Genomic DNA, 15,519 nt, shown 5'->3' with positions numbered 1-15,519 from the left:
CGTCACTCGAGATTCGTATGTATTCTACTCGAAATTATAGACAAGCAGAACCCGAATGTCAATGTTCCGTCCTGATCCGCAAAAAGTGAATGGCCGTCACTTTTAAAACGGCTGCCGCCGGAACAGCGAGAATCATGCCGGGAATGCCCGCGAGCTCCCCTCCGGCAAGAAGCGCAAGCATGATCACGACGGGGTGCATCCTGAGACTTCGTCCGACAATGAGCGGGCTCAAAATGTTTCCTTCTATAAATTGAAGAATAAAAATCGTGACGATTACGATGATCACAGCCTTGGAGGAAATCGCCAGCGAAAGGAGCAGCGCCGGCACAGCGCCGATAAACGGACCGAAATACGGGATGACATTCGTAATCCCGATGGCAAGGCCCAAAATCAGCGGGTAAGGAAGCCCGAACAGCCAAAATGAAACGCCGGCTATGAACCCGAGCAAAAAACAAACGAGAAGCTGACCGCGGATGTAATCACCGAGAGAGTCGTCCACATCCCGCAGAAATTCACTCCCCCTTTTTCTCCAGGATTTCGGCGTCAAATACCAGACCGTCTTTTTCATAACGTCTATATCCTTCACCATATAGAACACGAGAAAAGGAATCGTCGCCGCGATCAGGATATAATCAAGCACGAAACGGATGCTTCTGATCGTGCTTTCAATCGTGCCGGCAAGAAACGTTTCTGTCTGCTGAATCATTTTGTCCATCCGATGGTGCATGCCGTCAGGCCAATGATCTGTGTGATTATGCAGATGCCTCAGCATGCTGTTGTAGTTTTCGGCCAGACCGGGAATGCTCTCAGACAGATCCTGCAGCTGTTCAATTAAAACAGGAACCCCTTTATAAACCCCCCAGCCGATTCCGCCGAAAAACAGGCAATAAATCAGAAGCAGGCTTAAAGTTCTAGGCATCCCTTTTCTATGAAGCCATTCAGTAATCGGAAGTAAAAGATAAGCAATAAATACTGCGATGAATATAGGAATAAAGAGAGATTTTATAACAAGCCAAATGGGAGACCATAACATATCGAGCATGCAAAAGACATACACTGTTAACAAAACGAGCAGACATACAGCCGTCCACATTAAGAGCTGCAGCGGTTTTTGAAGCATGACGTTTCACCTCTTGCTTTATCTTTTGACAGAAAGCCGGAATTATTCCCGTTTCATAAACTCCGCCTTATGACGCAGACCTCTTGACGGAAATAATTATCAGAAATTACGAAATAGTCTAACTAATATTCATAAAAGTCTGTATAACCATCGTAATGTGTTAAAGGATTTCAAAACTGTCCAGTCAATATGACTCATGTTTTTTAAGGAGGATGGCCATGATTTCATTTCAGGATGTAAATAAGCACTACGGACATTTCCACGTGCTGAAAAACATTAATCTGCACATTAAAAAAGGGGAAGTCGTCGTTATCATCGGACCTTCAGGATCGGGAAAAAGCACGCTTCTCCGCTGCATTAATCAGCTGGAAACAGTTGATGGAGGCGCCTTAACGGTAAACGGCGTCTCCATCCGTGACAAGAAAACGGATATCAATCAGGTCCGCCGGAATATCGGCATGGTGTTTCAGCATTTTCATCTGTACCCGCACAAAACCGTTCTGCAAAATATCATGCTCGCACCGATCAAAGTGCTCAAGCAATCAAAAGAAGAAGCAAAGGAAACGGCTTTATACTATTTGAAAAAAGTCGGTATACCGGACAAAGCGGACGCTTATCCTTCACAGCTTTCCGGCGGCCAGCAGCAGCGTGTCGCCATCGCCAGGGGGCTTGCGATGAAGCCCGAAATTATGCTGTTTGATGAACCCACATCCGCGCTTGATCCGGAAATGATCGGGGAGGTGCTGGATGTCATGAAAACACTCGCAAAGGAAGGCATGACCATGGCAGTCGTCACACATGAAATGGGATTCGCAAAAGAAGTGGCGGACCGCATCGTGTTTATCGACGGCGGATCCATCTTAGAAGAAGCTGCACCGGCTGAATTTTACGAAAGCCCCCGTGAAGAGAGGGCGCGTTTATTCTTAAGCCGTATTTTAAATCACTGAAAAGAAACGGAGGAGCGCTTATGTCACGCGCAACAAAATGGTTGTCATTCGGATTGATATCACTGCTGGCCGTCTTTATGCTGGCAGCCTGCGGAGGGAAAGAAACGTCCGGGGATTCAAAAGGAACGGGAAAAGACACGTTAGCCTCTATTAAAGACAGAGACAAAATCATCTTCGGCGTCAAAACCGATACGAGGTTATTCGGGCTGAAAAACCCAAGCTCCGGTGATATTGAAGGCTTCGATATTGATATCTCAAAACAGCTCGCAAAAGATATTCTGGGGGATGAGAAGAAAGCGGAATTTAAAGAAGTGACGTCAAAAACAAGGATTCCGATGCTGCAAAACGGCGATATCGACGCCATCACCGCCACGATGACGATAACGGATGAGCGGAAAAAAGAAGTTGATTTCTCAGATGTTTATTTTGAAGCCGGGCAATCCCTGCTCGTCAAAAAAGGAAGCAGCATCAAAAGCACCGAAGACCTGGGAAAAGGCTCAAAAGTATTGGCGGTAAAAGGCTCCACTTCCTCACAGAACATCAGAGAAAAAGCGCCTGACGCCTCAGTGCTGGAATTTGAAAATTACGCCGAAGCGTTCACTGCGCTTAAAGCGGGACAGGGAGATGCGCTCACAACCGATAATGCGATTTTATACGGCATGGCGGATGAAAATAAACAATATCAGCTGACGGGCGAAACCTTCACCGATGAACCTTACGGAATCGCCGTCAAAAAAGGCCAATCCGGACTCATCAAGGAAATCAACGCCTCTTTGAAAAAAATGAAAGCCGACGGCAGGTACGAAAAAATCTATAAAAAATGGATTAAAGAAGAACCGGCAAAATAGAAAGGACCGCGGGATGAGCAGCCATGCTCATCCCCGTTTTATAAGGAGTGACATAGATGAACTTTTCAATTTTAACGGAAAACTTTGATATGTATATGGACGGTTTCCTGCACACATTGCTTGCGAGCTTCATCGCGCTGGCAGGCAGTTTTGCGCTGGGCGTTCTGATCGCAGTCATGAGAATCACGGCTTTCATACCCCTTCAATGGATCGGCACTGCGTATGTGGAATTTATCCGGAACATCCCGCTTCTCCTCATCACATTCGTTTTTTATTTCGGACTTCCGAACGCCGGACTGAGACTGGACGGCTTTCAGGCGGGAACGATTGCGCTTACGATTTACACGTCCGCCTTTATCGCAGAAGCCATCAGAGCCGGAATTCAGACTGTCCCCAAAGGGCAGATGGAAGCGGCCAGATCGTCAGGCTTCACCTACAGTCAGGCGATGAGATATATCATTCTTCCTCAGGCCGTAAAAATCGTCATTCCCCCGCTCGGAAACCAATTTCTCAACCTTGTCAAAAACTCATCAATACTCGGAGTGGTGGCGGGACTCGATTTGATGTATCAGGCGGATCTCGTGTCCTCGAGCACTCTTGTCGTGTTTGATGTCTATATTTTCGTCGCGCTTTTTTATTTGATATTAACGATCCCGCTCAGCATCGGGGTTCACTATTTGGAAAGACGTCTCGGAAAGAGTTATTAGAGAAGGAGAGTGAAAAACATGGATTTTAGCGGCGCCTATACACCTGACCATCTGCTGTTTTTATGGGACGGCTTTTTGGTCACACTTTATGTTGCGCTGATCTCCATTGTCCTGAGTTTTATTTTCGGGCTTGCCGCCGGCACTTTGCGCTATGCGAAAATTCCTATCGTCTCGGGCATTATAGCGGCCATTGTGGAAACCATCCGCAACCTGCCGCTGTTATTAATCATTTTCTTTACGTTTTTTGCCCTTCCGGAAATCGGGATCAAACTGGAAATTACCGCGGCCGCCATCACGGCGCTGACGATTTTTGAATCGGCCATGCTGTCAGAAATCATCAGAAGCGGTTTGCAATCCGTTGACAAAGGACAGATTGAAGCGGCGCGTTCTTCAGGACTGACGTACACGCAGACTCTTTTTCTCGTCGTCATGCCGCAGGCGCTCAGGCGTATGGTTCCTCCGATTGTGAGCCAGTTTATCTCCTTATTAAAGGATACGTCACTTGCGGTCGTCATCGCTCTGCCCGAACTGATTCATAACGCGCAGATTTTAAACGGACAAAGCGCTGACGGGGGGTATTTTTTCCCGATCTTTCTGCTGGCGGCCCTGATGTATTTCGCGGTCAATTACAGCCTGTCTCTCGCAGCCAGACGGCTGGAAGCGAGACAAACGTAAAAAGGATACTTCCGGAGAAGTATCCTTTTTTCTGCTTAAAACATTTTCATGACTCGTCTTCTCATCCGTTTCATACCTTTTTTATTCAGCATATCGGACTGAGAAGCCATACGATACATAACGGCTCCAGCTCCTAAAGCCAACAGAGAGGTCATTGTTCTGCCCATCGCGCGTATCTCCTTTCAACTTTAAAAATTGATACTGCGTTCGTCTTCAGAAAACAAATCATCAAGACTGCTTAACGTGCCGTCTTCCTCTACTTGATGTGTCGCAATTTTGCCTTTGGCCACCGTCAGCTCAATGAAGCAGCCCCAGCAATAGTATTGGTTTACGCCGATTTTGCCGATATCTTTACTTTTGCAGTTCGGACATACAAGCACAGACTACACCTCTTATCCGTTCAGGACGATGCCTTCTTTCCCCGCTTCAATAAGCATATCGGCGGCGCGGCGCACTTGGCGTCTGCCAGCCAGATCTGAAAAGAAGCCGTCCGAGAGTTCATATGCTACGATTATGCCCCTGTCCAAACAAAAGTATACATCTTCCAGCAAACCGAACATTTCACCATCAGGCGATTTCACCGGCTGCATTTTAATCTGTTCAAAGGTGAAACAGCTCTTCGGCAAAGGCTGCAAATGAGCATGACCGGCAGCTACGGCTTCTTGATCCATCTCTTTTATATCACTTGCCCCTAAAAAAAGATGGCGGTTGTGAAACAGGCGTTTCTGCTCCAGTACGAAACCGAGAAACCGGCCGTCAAGAGAGAAACATACATCCGATATCATTCCGAGACTGCGCCCGGTGTTTTCGTCATATACTGTTCGTCCTTCAGCTGCATGGCATGTTCTCAAAGTGTGATCAACCACCTTTTGTTGAACACATATAGGTTTTGCCAAGAAGCCGGGCAGCATACTTTGAAATGACTTCCACAGGCGAAAACCCGGCGCATGAACATACGCCGGGTTTTATTTACGCTTTTTCTTCCATAAAGTCAAAAGGCGTGATGCCTTCCATTCCGATGTTCGCATCGTATACACTGAACGGCAGCTCTTTTTGCAGGGCGGCCAGTTCTGCATCCATCTCTTCAGTCTGCTCTGTGAGCCTGTTTTTAAGCGATGTCTGTCTGACGGTGGCATCATTGTTTTTGACGCCCCATTCAAGCGCTTCTTCTTCTCCGCAAAGAATCAGGAATTTTTTCGCTCTTGTAATGGCGGTATAAAGCAGATTTCTCCTGAGCATTCGATAGTAGCCTTTGACGACAGGCAGGACGACAATCGGGAATTCGCTTCCCTGCGACTTATGAATGGAACAGCAGTAAGCGTGGGTAAACTGGCTGAAATCCTTTTTCGTAAAGGTGATTTCGTTGCCGTCAAACGAGACGACGACCATGTCTTCTTTTTCCGTATTTTCTTTGGCATAAAAAATGGACACGATTTCGCCGATATCGCCGTTAAACACATTGTTTTCCGGCTGGTTGACAAGCTGCAATATTTTATCGCCCGTCCTGTAGACGACATCTCCGAATTTCAGCTCCCGCCTTTTTTCTTTAGGCGGATTCATGATGTCCTGAAGAAGCATGTTCAGCTCGTTAATTCCCGCTTTTCCCCTGTACATCGGGGCAAGCACTTGAATATCTCTGGAGGTATACCCCTTTTTTAACGCATTCGAGACGACCTGATCCACGACTTCTTTAATCTGTGAAGAATTACAGCGGATAAATGAGCGGTCCTTTGTCGGCGCGGTCAGCCCCTTTGGAAGCAGTCCTTTTTTCATATCATGGGCAAGTTCCACAATGGATGATCCTTCAGCCTGACGGTAAATATCTGTCAGGCGCACGGTCGGCAGCACTTCAGAAGCCAAAAGATCTCTGAGCACCTGCCCCGGTCCTACTGAAGGAAGCTGGTCTTCATCACCGACTATAATGAGCTGAATGTGCTTAGGAAGCGCCTTAAACAAATGGCTGGCGAGCCAGATATCAAGCATACTCGCTTCGTCTATAATGATCAGTTTCCCTTCAATCGGCTGATCTTCGTTGTAGGTAAAGCCTTCAGCGCCATTCCAGCCGAGCAGCCTGTGAATCGTAACAGCCGGCAGACCCGTAGATTCGCTCATCCGTTTTGCGGCTCTTCCGGTCGGCGCGGCAAGCAGCACCGGAAACGCCTCGTCTTTTTTATAATCACCGGGGTCAAGGGATACGCCGTGCAGTTCACTGTATAATTCCACGATTCCTTTAATAACGGTCGTTTTCCCCGTTCCCGGTCCTCCGGTCAGTAAAAGCATCGGTGAAGACAGCGCTTTTTGAATGGCATCCTTTTGGCTTGGTGCGTATTGAACATTCATCCGTTCTTCCAGTTCACCGAGTGCAAGCAGAAATTCCGATTCAGGAAACTGATCGGCATACTCCGTCTGGGCCGCAATGTCGAGCACGCGTTTTGCGACGTTTTGTTCCGCATAAAACAAGGACGGAAAATAGCAGCGCTCTCCTTCGATGACGATATCCTTACTCTCCCCGAGGGCGATGATGCCGTCAGCCGCATCCATTTCCGTGACGCGGCCGCCTTCAGCTGACTGATTCAGAAGCGTTTGCGTATTGATAATCAGCTGCTTCGTTTCTATGTACGTATGGCCCTCTGAAAGACAGGTCGATTCAATCGTATATAAGATAGCCGCTTTGATCCGCTCCGGGTGGTTTCCTGACAGACCCATTTTTCCGCCCAGCTCGTCAGCTTTCACAAAGCCGATGCCTTCAACGTCTTTTACAAGCTGATAAGGATTTTCCTGAATTTTCTCCAAGGTTTCCGTTTCGTAGGCCTGATATATTTTCATGGATAGCTGGGGCCCGAAACCGTATTGGTTCAGAGAGATCATAATCTGCTCGAGACCCTGATGCCGCTGCAGCTCTCCCGCCAGTTTGTCCGCTTTCTTTTTTGACATTTTCGGCACATCATAAAGCACCGATGCATCAGCCAGAATTTTATTGAGCGCGCCGTCTCCAAGCTTTTTGACGATTTCTTCCGCCGTTTTTTTTCCGATTCCTTCAAACAGATCACTTGATAAATAGTGAATGATCCCTTCTTTTGTGGTCGGAATTTCTTTTTTAAAGTGTTCAGCCTGAAATTGCAGGCCGAACTTAGGATGCGTGGCGGTTTTTCCGTAAAATGTGTAGGTCTCATCTTCTTGCAGCAGAGGGAAGTAGCCCGTTACGGATACGACCTTGTCTTCGATCGCCTCAGACGTTTCTGCAACCTTGACTTTCAGCACTGTATACAGGTTGGTGTCATTATGATAAATGACCGTATGAATGACGCCTTTTACATACGGCTGTTCTTCGATGTTCAGCTGATCCACGAGCCTTCCCTCCTTTTGTTATGACTGGGTGATAAGCTGTTTCGCATGAAGCGCAAGCATATGGTCAGGCTGTATGCCGATTGCGCCTTCCAGCATCTCAAGCGCCTTTTCACGATTTTCTTTGTACGCGTAAGCGACCCCGGCATTATAAAATGCGTCCGCGTGTCTTGGATCCTGCTCGATCACCGTCTCAAACTGCGCAAGAGCTTCATCCAGCATTTCTTCATTTGCGAGACACATTCCGAACTGGAAGCGCGCTTCCGTGTCATTTTCGTTTAATTCAACGGCACGCTGCAAATACGGCAGTGCAAGCTTCGGCCGCTCTAATTTAACGAGAACGGTCCCCAGCATATAAAACAAATCTCCGTTTTCCATTCCGGAGCGAAGCGCTTTTTCAAACATATCCTTCGCTTCGGAAAACGATTCTTTCATCACATATACGTTTCCCGCACCGTAATAAGCGGCTGCCGCCGAATTGTCCAATTCAAGCGCTCTGTTATAGAATGCAAGCGCCCGTTCGAGTTCGTTCACAGAAGAAAGCAGATTTGCGAAGTTGATGTACGGCACCGGGTCTTGGCCGTTTTCCTCAATCGCTTTCGTAAAAGCCTCTGCCGCTTTTTCAAAATCGCCCTCCTGCATGGCATCAATCCCGATTTTATTATAATCCATTTTTAACTTCCTTTCGCTAAAAAACCCCAACATGCGAGTTGAGGTTTTTTACATGTGTTATACGTACCACAGTTTTGTTCCGTCTTTATAAACGTCATCTATCGTTCCGCCGCCGAGGCACTCTTCTCCGTCATAAAAAACGACGGCTTGTCCCGGCGTAACGGCGCGTACCTGCCCGTCAAAAATGATTTCCGCTTCATCATCACCCGTCATTTTCACCGTTACTTTGTGATCTTCCTGACGGTAGCGGAATTTCGCCGTGCATGTCATTTCGCCGCCGTCCATCAGACCCGGACGCGTCCAGCTGACATTTGTCGCCGTGATCTTATCGGAATACAGAAGCGGATTATGGAACCCTTGATCAACATACAGAATGTTTTTTTCAAGATCTTTACCGACGGCGAACCACGGCTCGCCGCTTCCGCCGATTCCAAGACCGTGGCGCTGTCCGATTGTATAATACATCAGACCGTCATGACGCCCTTTTATTTCTCCGTCCATTGTCATCATATCGCCCGGCTGAGCGGGGAGATATTGGCTGAGAAACGTTTTGAAGTTGCGTTCGCCGATAAAGCAGATTCCCGTGCTGTCTTTTTTCGCAGCTGTCGCAAGTTCCGCTTCTTTGGCGATTTCCCGCACGCGGCTTTTTTGCAGATCACCGATCGGGAACATGACTTTGCTGAGCTGTTCCTGATTGAGCTGATTCAGAAAATAAGTCTGGTCCTTGTTTTCATCCAGACCGCGGAGCATGCGCACTGTACCTGCGCTTCTGTCCACGCGGGCGTAATGGCCCGTCGCAAGATAATCCGCGCCGAGTGACAGAGCATGATCCAAGAAAGCCTTAAACTTAATTTCTTTATTGCACATGACATCCGGATTGGGGGTTCTTCCGGCTTTATATTCATCAAGGAAATATTGAAATACCTTTTCCCAATATTGCTTCTCAAAATTGACGGCATAATACGGAATTCCGATCTGGTTGCAGACCCGGATGACGTCTTCATAATCTTCCGTCGCCGTGCAAAAACCATTTTCGTCCGTATCATCCCAGTTTTTCATAAAGATTCCGATTACATCGTAGCCCTGCTCCTTCAGCAGAAGGGCCGCTACGGAAGAGTCCACGCCGCCGGACATGCCGACTACGACTCTTGTATCCTCCGGCCGTTTTTCCATTTGCATTCACTCCATTAAAAACATAAGTCCGCCGTTTTAAGCAAGCCGTTTAACGACGGCGGCAAGCTTTTCGGCGGCTGTTTCGATTTGTTCCGCCGTATTGCCGAGGCCGAAGCTGAGGCGGATTGACGAAGTCAGCCTGCCGCTCTCACTTCCGAACATGGCCGTAAGCACATGGGACGGAAGAACGGATCCCGCTGTACAAGCAGATCCGCTGGAGACGGCAATGCCTTCCATGTCAAGATTGACCAGCAGCGCTTCCACCGGCACACCGGGAAAGTAAAGGTTTAAAATATGAGGCAGGCATTTCTCGGCATCTCCGTTCACCTCCGCTGTGACGCCGGCTTCTTCCAGCGTGCTCATGATGATGTTCTTAAACTCCTTATACTTCGCTGTTTTCTCTTCCCTCTCACGGTTTGAAAGGACGACCGCTTCTTTTAAGCCGGCGATGCCCGGTACATTTTCCGTCCCCGCGCGGCGCTTTCGTTCCTGCTCTCCCCCGAGAAGAATCGGTGACAGCTTCACCTCTTGATTTACATATAAAAAGCCTGTCCCTTTAGGCCCGTTAAGCTTGTGACCGGAAACAGACAGCATGTCAATTCTGCTTTTTTTCACGTCAATCGGCATATAACCGAATGCCTGGACGGCATCTGTGTGAAAATAGGCCTGATGCCCGCTTAACAGCTCTCCGATTTCGTCAATCGGCTGAATGGTTCCGACTTCGTTATTGCCATACATGACGGTAACAAGGATTGTATCATCACGGAGCGCTTCTTTCACCTGATTTGCACTGATCCGTCCTGAAGGGCCGGGGATGAGGTATGTCACCTCAAAGCCGTCTTCTTCCAGCTTTTCGCAGGCGTGCAATACAGCATGATGCTCAACAGCGGTCGTAATGATATGCTTTCCTTCATTCTTCCGGGCGGCAGCCGTTCCGAAAATCGCTAAATTATCAGCCTCCGTGCCGCCGCTTGTGAAAATAATTTCCTGTTCTTTCGCACTGATTTCGCGCGCGATGTCCGCTCTCGCTTCATCGACCCATTTCCGGGATTCTCTCCCGAATGAATGAATGCTTGACGGGTTGCCGAAACTGCCGAAGAAATGGGGCTTCATTTCTTCGAGCACACGCTCATCCATCGGGGAAGTCGCTGCATGATCTAAATAAATCCGTTCCATTGTCTGTACACCTCTGGTTTAAATATAGAACATATAAGCTTCCTGCTCGCCGTCCGTGTAGCTCGCAAGGTCTTCTAACGTCGTGCTGTCCAGCACGTCTTTTACAGCGTCGCGGATGCGGATCCATAACTCCCGCTTGGCAGGCTCTTCATCCTCAAGCACTTCTACCGGGCTGATCGGCCCTTCCAGCACTCTGATAATATCTCCGGCCGTTATCTCTTCAGGCTGGCCCCCGAGCACGTAGCCCCCGTAAGCGCCTCTGATGCTTTTTACGAGTCCGGCGTTTCTGAGCGGTGATACAAGCTGTTCCAAGTAATGCTCAGAAAGGCTGTTTGTTTGGGCGATGCTTTTGAGCGACGTCGGACCGTCTCCATGCTTTTTCGCCAATTCAATCATAATGGTGAGCCCGTATCTTCCCTTTGTCGATATTTTCAATATGAACACCCCAGTCAATTCTAATTGTTAATTTATACAAGTAAATGGATATGAATAATCTGTTTAGTATCTTATAGACCAACTGTTATTATAACATAACTTATCCTAATTTTCATTGAAACACGGGGCCCGCCGCAATTCGCTTTTCTAATCGTCCGTTTTCCGTTACCCTGTATATGTAAGGAGAGATGTTCATGAAACCATTGGCGTATCGGATGCGGCCTGCCAATATCGAAGACATTATCGGCCAGGAACATTTGGTCAAAGAAGATAAAATCATCGGCAGAATGGTGCGTGCGAAGCACTTATCATCCATGATCCTGTACGGACCGCCGGGCATCGGAAAAACGTCCATCGCCACAGCGATCGCAGGATCGACAAGCATCGCATTCAGGAAATTGAATGCCGTCATTCATAATAAAAAAGACATGGAGATTGTCGTACAGGAAGCGAAAATGTCAGGTCAGGTCATTTTAATCCTTGATGAAGTGCACAGGCTTGATAAGGGAAAGCAGGATTTTCTGCTGCCCTATTTAGAAAACGGCATGATTATTTTAATCGGCGCGACGACCGCCAACCCTTATCATGCCATTAACCCGGCCATCAGAAGCCGAACCCAGATATTTGAGCTTGAACCGTTAACACCCGACCTGATCAAGCAGGCATTGAAAAGAGCGCTCACAGATGAACACCGGGGACTCGGTTCCTACAGCGTTTCGGTGGACGACGACGCGATGGATCATTTCGCACAAGGATGCGGAGGAGACGTCCGCTCCGCTTTGAACGCACTGGAGCTTGCCGTGCTCTCCACAAAGGAATCAAGCGACGGCACGATCCGGATTACACGGGAAACAGCGGAAGAATGTCTGCAGAAAAAAAGCTATACCCATGATAAAAACGGCGATGCGCATTATGACGTCTTATCCGCGTTCCAAAAATCGATCCGGGGCTCGGACGCAAACGCCGCCCTTCATTATCTGGCCCGTCTGATCGAAGCCGGAGACCTTGAAAGCATATCAAGAAGACTTCTCGTGATCGCCTATGAAGATATCGGCCTCGCAAGCCCGCAGGCAGGCCCCCGGGTGCTGAGCGCGATTCAGACCGCAGAACGGATCGGCTTTCCGGAAGCAAGAATTCCGCTGGCCAATGCGGTAATCGAATTATGCCTCTCGCCAAAATCAAACTCCGCCATCTCAGCCGTTGATGAGGCGCTCAAAGACATCAGGACTGGTAAAATCGGCGATGTGCCGAAACATTTAAAAGACGCCCACTATAAAGGGGCCCAAGAGCTCGGACGCGGGATCGGCTATCAATATCCCCACGATTTCGAGAATGGATGGGTCAAACAGCAATATTTGCCCGATCCGTTAAAAAACAAGCAATACTATAAACCGAAACAAACGGGGAAATTTGAAGCCGCCATAAAGCAAGTGTATGAAAAACTGATGAAGCAGAAAAAATAACCGGACAAGATCTTTCGTGTAAACGGCGGATTCAAATAAAAAAACAGCCTTTCCTGAAGAAGGCTGTTTTTCTTTTTACTTATCTTTAACCCGTTTAATGTCGATGTCCTTTAAGAGCTCCATGACAACATGTCCGCCCATAATCAGACCGGCCACTGACGGAACCCAGGCGTTGGAAGACGGCGGCATTTGCGCTTTGCGGATTTTCGCTTCATCATTCCCGACTTCTTTTCTGACGTCTTCACGGATGACGATCGGGCTTTCATCAGAAAAAATGACCTGTACGCCTTTTTTAATGCCCTCTTTGCGAAGTCTTGTGCGGACGACTTTGGCAATCGGATCAGTATGGGTTTTTGAAATATCAGCAATCTGAAAGCGTGTCGGGTCTGTTTTATTCGCCGCTCCCATGCTTGAAATCAGCGGAACATTCCGTTTCAGACATTCTTTCATCAGATGAATTTTATAATGAATCGTATCCGACGCGTCAATGACGTAATCGAGCGGATACTCAAAGAACTGCTCATACGTCTCTTCTGTATAAAACATTTTTAAGGCGACGACGTCACAATCCGGATTAATATCAGCGATCCGCTCTTTCATCAATTCTGTTTTCGGCTGTCCCACCGTCGACAAGAGCGCATGCAGCTGGCGGTTTACGTTTGTAATGTCAACATCATCTTTATCGACAAGCACGATCCGCCCCACTCCGGACCTCGCCAATGCTTCGGCTGCGAATGAACCGACTCCGCCGACGCCGAGAACGGCCGCCGTGCTGTTTTTTAACGTGTCCAGCCCTTCTTTTCCAATCGCTAGCTCATTTCTGGAAAACTGATGTAACAAGAGACTCACTCCACATTCTGGTTTTATAAACTCGGCTTGTCAGAAAGCCGCTGGTTTCAGCGCACAAAAAATAAAGTCCCAATTGTGCCGTTGCAGCTTTCCTTCGTTTTGAACCCGCTCTCAGCAGGTGGGTGCCCTTTTTTAAATCTTGTAAGTCCTCTTAACGAATGAAAAGAGGCATGTACGCCATTTAAAAATACGGGCTCCCAAATCAAAAAAATGTTCGGTCAAAACTAGGTGTACAACTAACACATCAGGACTTTATTTAACTTGTTAAAAATCATATCACAGCAGATTTTGATTTTCAAGAAACAAACTGCTGATCTTTACTGTTTCACTTTTCTTTTGACAGAAAGGTGAAGTTCTTCAAGCTGGGCGTCGCTCACTTCGCCGGGCGCTTCCGTAAGAAGGCAGCTTGCGCTTGCCGTTTTCGGGAAAGCGATCGTATCTCTTAAGTTTGTGCGGCCTGCAAGAAGCATAACCAACCGGTCTAAGCCGAGCGCGATTCCGCCGTGCGGAGGGGCTCCGTATTCAAAGGCTTCAAGAAGGTATCCGAACTCCTCCTCCGCTTCTTCTTTTGTAAAGCCGAGAAGCCCGAACATTTTTTCCTGAACGTCTTTTTCAAAAATACGGATTGAGCCTCCGCCGAGTTCATAGCCGTTTAAGACAAGGTCGTAAGCCTGCGCTTTCATATCTTCAGGCGCCGTTTCAATCAGGTCAAGATCTTCACGGACAGGCATTGTAAACGGATGGTGAGCCGCATAGAAACGGCCTTCTTCCTCGTCATGCTCCAGTAACGGCCAGTCCACAACCCACAGGAAGTTGAAGAGGCTTTCGTCAATCAGACCGCGTTCTTTGCCGAGTTTTAAGCGAAGCGCGCCGAGGGATTGAGCCACAACCTCAAACTTATCAGCGCCGAACAGGAGCAGATCGCCTTCAGAAGCATTAAGCGCTTCAGCCAGTTTTGCCTGCTTCTCTTCATCAAAGAATTTCGCAATCGGGCCTTTTACGCCGTCAGCTTCAACTTTCACCCAAGCGAGACCTTTCGCGCCGTAATTTCCGGCAAAAACGCCGAGCGCATCGATATCTTTTCTGGAATAGTCGCCGGCAGCGCCTTTGACATTGATGGCTTTTACAACGCCGCCGTTTGCCACGGCTGATGAGAACACCTTAAATTCAGTATCTTTCACTATGTCTGACACGTCCGTCAGCAGCATGCCGAAGCGGGTATCGGGTTTGTCGGAACCGTAGCTGTTCATCGCTTCTTCATATGTCATTCGCGGAAGCGGCAGCGGTACTTCAACGTCTTTTGTTTCGAGCATGACTTTCGCCATCATCTCTTCCGCCAGAGCCATGATGTCCTCTTGACTCATAAAGGACATTTCAATATCAATCTGCGTAAATTCCGGCTGGCGGTCGGCACGCAAGTCTTCATCGCGGAAGCAGCGGGCCACTTGATAATACCGTTCAAAGCCCGACACCATCAGAAGCTGTTTAAAAATCTGCGGCGATTGCGGAAGGGCGTAAAATTCCCCTTCATGCACCCGGCTCGGCACTAAGTAATCACGGGCGCCTTCGGGAGAACTTTTTGTTAAAATCGGTGTTTCAATATCAAGAAATCCGTTTTCATCCAAGAAATGGCGGATGGATTTTGTGACTTGATGGCGCATTTGCAATGTTTGAAACATCGCCGGGCGGCGCAAATCCAAATAGCGGTGTTTTAACCGGACGTCTTCAGAAACGTCAGCCGCCTGGTCACTGATCGGAAACGGAGGCGTTTTCGCCGTGCTGAGCACCGTCACCGCTTCAGCTTTGATTTCAATTTTACCGGTTTTCAGGTTGGGATTCACCGTGCCTTCTTCACGGGCAGAAACCGTGCCTTCGATATCAAGCACATATTCGTTTCTGATGGCTTCCGCTGCGGCAAGGGCTTCCTTCGATACGTCAGGGTTGAACACGACTTGCACAATACCCGAGCGGTCACGCAAATCAATGAAAATCAAGCCGCCGAGATCGCGCCGCTTCTGCACCCACCCTTTCAGTTTGACGGTTTCGCCAATCGCTTTTTCAGTTATCTCGCCACAATAATATGTTCTTCCAAACATAGCGTTCCTCTCC

The 15,519-nt window shown here is 48.2% G+C and carries 16 protein-coding genes, 1 other RNA gene and 1 other annotated feature (1 of these 18 cut by a window edge); of the genes, 5 read left to right on the top strand and 12 right to left on the bottom strand.

The genetic code is table 11. From position 1 onward, the window contains the following. Nucleotides 1-15: a binding site (T-box leader), on the bottom strand (it extends 193 nt beyond the left edge of the window). Between the two features lie 43 nt (nt 16-58). Then, on the bottom strand, nt 59-1,120 hold the full coding sequence (locus G9F48_RS11690; protein WP_014305488.1) for an AI-2E family transporter: 1,062 nt from the start codon (nt 1,118-1,120) through the stop codon (nt 59-61). Nucleotides 1,121-1,338: 218 nt separating this feature from the next. On the opposite strand from G9F48_RS11690, the gene G9F48_RS11685 reads away from it, so the two are divergent. The 4 genes from G9F48_RS11685 to G9F48_RS11670 are packed head-to-tail and all read left to right on the top strand — an operon-like array spanning nt 1,339 to nt 4,297. Further along, on the top strand, nt 1,339-2,067 hold the full coding sequence (locus G9F48_RS11685; RefSeq protein ID WP_003152746.1) for an amino acid ABC transporter ATP-binding protein: 729 nt from the start codon (nt 1,339-1,341) through the stop codon (nt 2,065-2,067). A 20-nt stretch (nt 2,068-2,087) separates the two neighbouring features. Beyond that, nucleotides 2,088-2,915: a transporter substrate-binding domain-containing protein gene (locus G9F48_RS11680; RefSeq protein ID WP_165409520.1), complete on the top strand. Its 828-nt coding sequence runs from the start codon at nt 2,088-2,090 to the stop codon at nt 2,913-2,915. 56 nt (nt 2,916-2,971) lie between these two features. Then, complete coding sequence (locus tag G9F48_RS11675; RefSeq protein ID WP_156735597.1) at nt 2,972-3,622, top strand: amino acid ABC transporter permease; 651 nt, start codon at nt 2,972-2,974, stop codon at nt 3,620-3,622. Nucleotides 3,623-3,640: 18 nt separating this feature from the next. Further along, nucleotides 3,641-4,297 carry an amino acid ABC transporter permease gene (locus tag G9F48_RS11670; RefSeq protein ID WP_015417903.1) on the top strand — a complete coding sequence of 219 codons (657 nt, stop codon included), beginning with the start codon at nt 3,641-3,643 and terminating at the stop codon, nt 4,295-4,297. A gap of 35 nt (nt 4,298-4,332) precedes the next feature. Here the strand turns inward: G9F48_RS11670 and G9F48_RS11665 are convergent, their stop codons facing one another. From G9F48_RS11665 to cymR, 8 genes are all read right to left on the bottom strand, one after another. Then, nucleotides 4,333-4,464: a YrzQ family protein gene (locus G9F48_RS11665; protein ID WP_003152741.1), complete on the bottom strand. Its 132-nt coding sequence runs from the start codon at nt 4,462-4,464 to the stop codon at nt 4,333-4,335. Between the two features lie 21 nt (nt 4,465-4,485). Further along, the gene (locus G9F48_RS11660; RefSeq protein ID WP_003152738.1) at nt 4,486-4,677 is read right to left on the bottom strand and encodes a hypothetical protein; all 192 of its coding nucleotides are present in this window, start codon (nt 4,675-4,677) and stop codon (nt 4,486-4,488) included. Between the two features lie 12 nt (nt 4,678-4,689). After that, nucleotides 4,690-5,148, bottom strand: a complete 459-nt coding sequence (locus tag G9F48_RS11655; protein ID WP_003152735.1) for a PRC-barrel domain-containing protein — start codon at nt 5,146-5,148, stop codon at nt 4,690-4,692. Nucleotides 5,149-5,266: 118 nt separating this feature from the next. Further along, nucleotides 5,267-7,645: an SF1B family DNA helicase RecD2 gene (gene recD2 / locus G9F48_RS11650; RefSeq protein ID WP_058906208.1), complete on the bottom strand. Its 2,379-nt coding sequence runs from the start codon at nt 7,643-7,645 to the stop codon at nt 5,267-5,269. 18 nt (nt 7,646-7,663) lie between these two features. After that, complete coding sequence (locus tag G9F48_RS11645) at nt 7,664-8,284, bottom strand: tetratricopeptide repeat protein (protein WP_156735694.1); 621 nt, start codon at nt 8,282-8,284, stop codon at nt 7,664-7,666. 87 nt (nt 8,285-8,371) lie between these two features. Further along, nucleotides 8,372-9,487 carry a tRNA 2-thiouridine(34) synthase MnmA gene (gene mnmA, locus G9F48_RS11640; RefSeq protein WP_024085647.1) on the bottom strand — a complete coding sequence of 372 codons (1,116 nt, stop codon included), beginning with the start codon at nt 9,485-9,487 and terminating at the stop codon, nt 8,372-8,374. A gap of 36 nt (nt 9,488-9,523) precedes the next feature. After that, nucleotides 9,524-10,663, bottom strand: coding sequence for a cysteine desulfurase family protein (locus G9F48_RS11635; protein ID WP_071391560.1), 1,140 nt, complete (start codon nt 10,661-10,663; stop codon nt 9,524-9,526). A gap of 18 nt (nt 10,664-10,681) precedes the next feature. Then, nucleotides 10,682-11,098 carry a cysteine metabolism transcriptional regulator CymR gene (cymR, locus tag G9F48_RS11630; RefSeq protein WP_003152730.1) on the bottom strand — a complete coding sequence of 139 codons (417 nt, stop codon included), beginning with the start codon at nt 11,096-11,098 and terminating at the stop codon, nt 10,682-10,684. 194 nt (nt 11,099-11,292) lie between these two features. On the opposite strand from cymR, the gene G9F48_RS11625 reads away from it, so the two are divergent. Continuing rightward, complete coding sequence (locus G9F48_RS11625; protein WP_165409519.1) at nt 11,293-12,561, top strand: replication-associated recombination protein A; 1,269 nt, start codon at nt 11,293-11,295, stop codon at nt 12,559-12,561. 75 nt (nt 12,562-12,636) lie between these two features. On the opposite strand, the gene G9F48_RS11620 is transcribed toward G9F48_RS11625, so the two are convergent. The 3 genes from G9F48_RS11620 to aspS form a co-directional block, all read right to left on the bottom strand. After that, nucleotides 12,637-13,401, bottom strand: a complete 765-nt coding sequence (locus G9F48_RS11620) for a tRNA threonylcarbamoyladenosine dehydratase (RefSeq protein WP_156735598.1) — start codon at nt 13,399-13,401, stop codon at nt 12,637-12,639. A 71-nt stretch (nt 13,402-13,472) separates the two neighbouring features. Next, nucleotides 13,473-13,664: non-coding RNA, 6S RNA (gene ssrS / locus G9F48_RS11615), on the bottom strand. A gap of 63 nt (nt 13,665-13,727) precedes the next feature. Next, on the bottom strand, nt 13,728-15,506 hold the full coding sequence (gene aspS / locus G9F48_RS11610) for an aspartate--tRNA ligase (protein ID WP_165409518.1): 1,779 nt from the start codon (nt 15,504-15,506) through the stop codon (nt 13,728-13,730). Nucleotides 15,507-15,519 lie beyond the last annotated feature (13 nt).

Origin of the sequence: Bacillus sp. EKM420B (assembly GCF_011065565.1) — a bacterium.
Classification (GTDB): domain Bacteria; phylum Bacillota; class Bacilli; order Bacillales; family Bacillaceae; genus Bacillus; species Bacillus velezensis.
Note: the sequence above shows the minus strand (reverse complement) of the source record. Positions and strands in the feature narration are given on the sequence as shown.

Coding starts and splice junctions, on each gene's coding strand:
- G9F48_RS11690 (WP_014305488.1), bottom strand. CDS start 1,120: ATGCTTCAAAAACCGCTGCAGCTCTTAATGTGGACGGCTGTATGTCTG.
- G9F48_RS11685 (WP_003152746.1), top strand. CDS start 1,339: ATGATTTCATTTCAGGATGTAAATAAGCACTACGGACATTTCCACGTG.
- G9F48_RS11680 (WP_165409520.1), top strand. CDS start 2,088: ATGTCACGCGCAACAAAATGGTTGTCATTCGGATTGATATCACTGCTG.
- G9F48_RS11675 (WP_156735597.1), top strand. CDS start 2,972: ATGAACTTTTCAATTTTAACGGAAAACTTTGATATGTATATGGACGGT.
- G9F48_RS11670 (WP_015417903.1), top strand. CDS start 3,641: ATGGATTTTAGCGGCGCCTATACACCTGACCATCTGCTGTTTTTATGG.
- G9F48_RS11665 (WP_003152741.1), bottom strand. CDS start 4,464: ATGGGCAGAACAATGACCTCTCTGTTGGCTTTAGGAGCTGGAGCCGTT.
- G9F48_RS11645 (WP_156735694.1), bottom strand. CDS start 8,284: ATGCAGGAGGGCGATTTTGAAAAAGCGGCAGAGGCTTTTACGAAAGCG.
- mnmA (WP_024085647.1), bottom strand. CDS start 9,487: ATGGAAAAACGGCCGGAGGATACAAGAGTCGTAGTCGGCATGTCCGGC.
- G9F48_RS11635 (WP_071391560.1), bottom strand. CDS start 10,663: ATGGAACGGATTTATTTAGATCATGCAGCGACTTCCCCGATGGATGAG.
- G9F48_RS11625 (WP_165409519.1), top strand. CDS start 11,293: ATGAAACCATTGGCGTATCGGATGCGGCCTGCCAATATCGAAGACATT.
- aspS (WP_165409518.1), bottom strand. CDS start 15,506: ATGTTTGGAAGAACATATTATTGTGGCGAGATAACTGAAAAAGCGATT.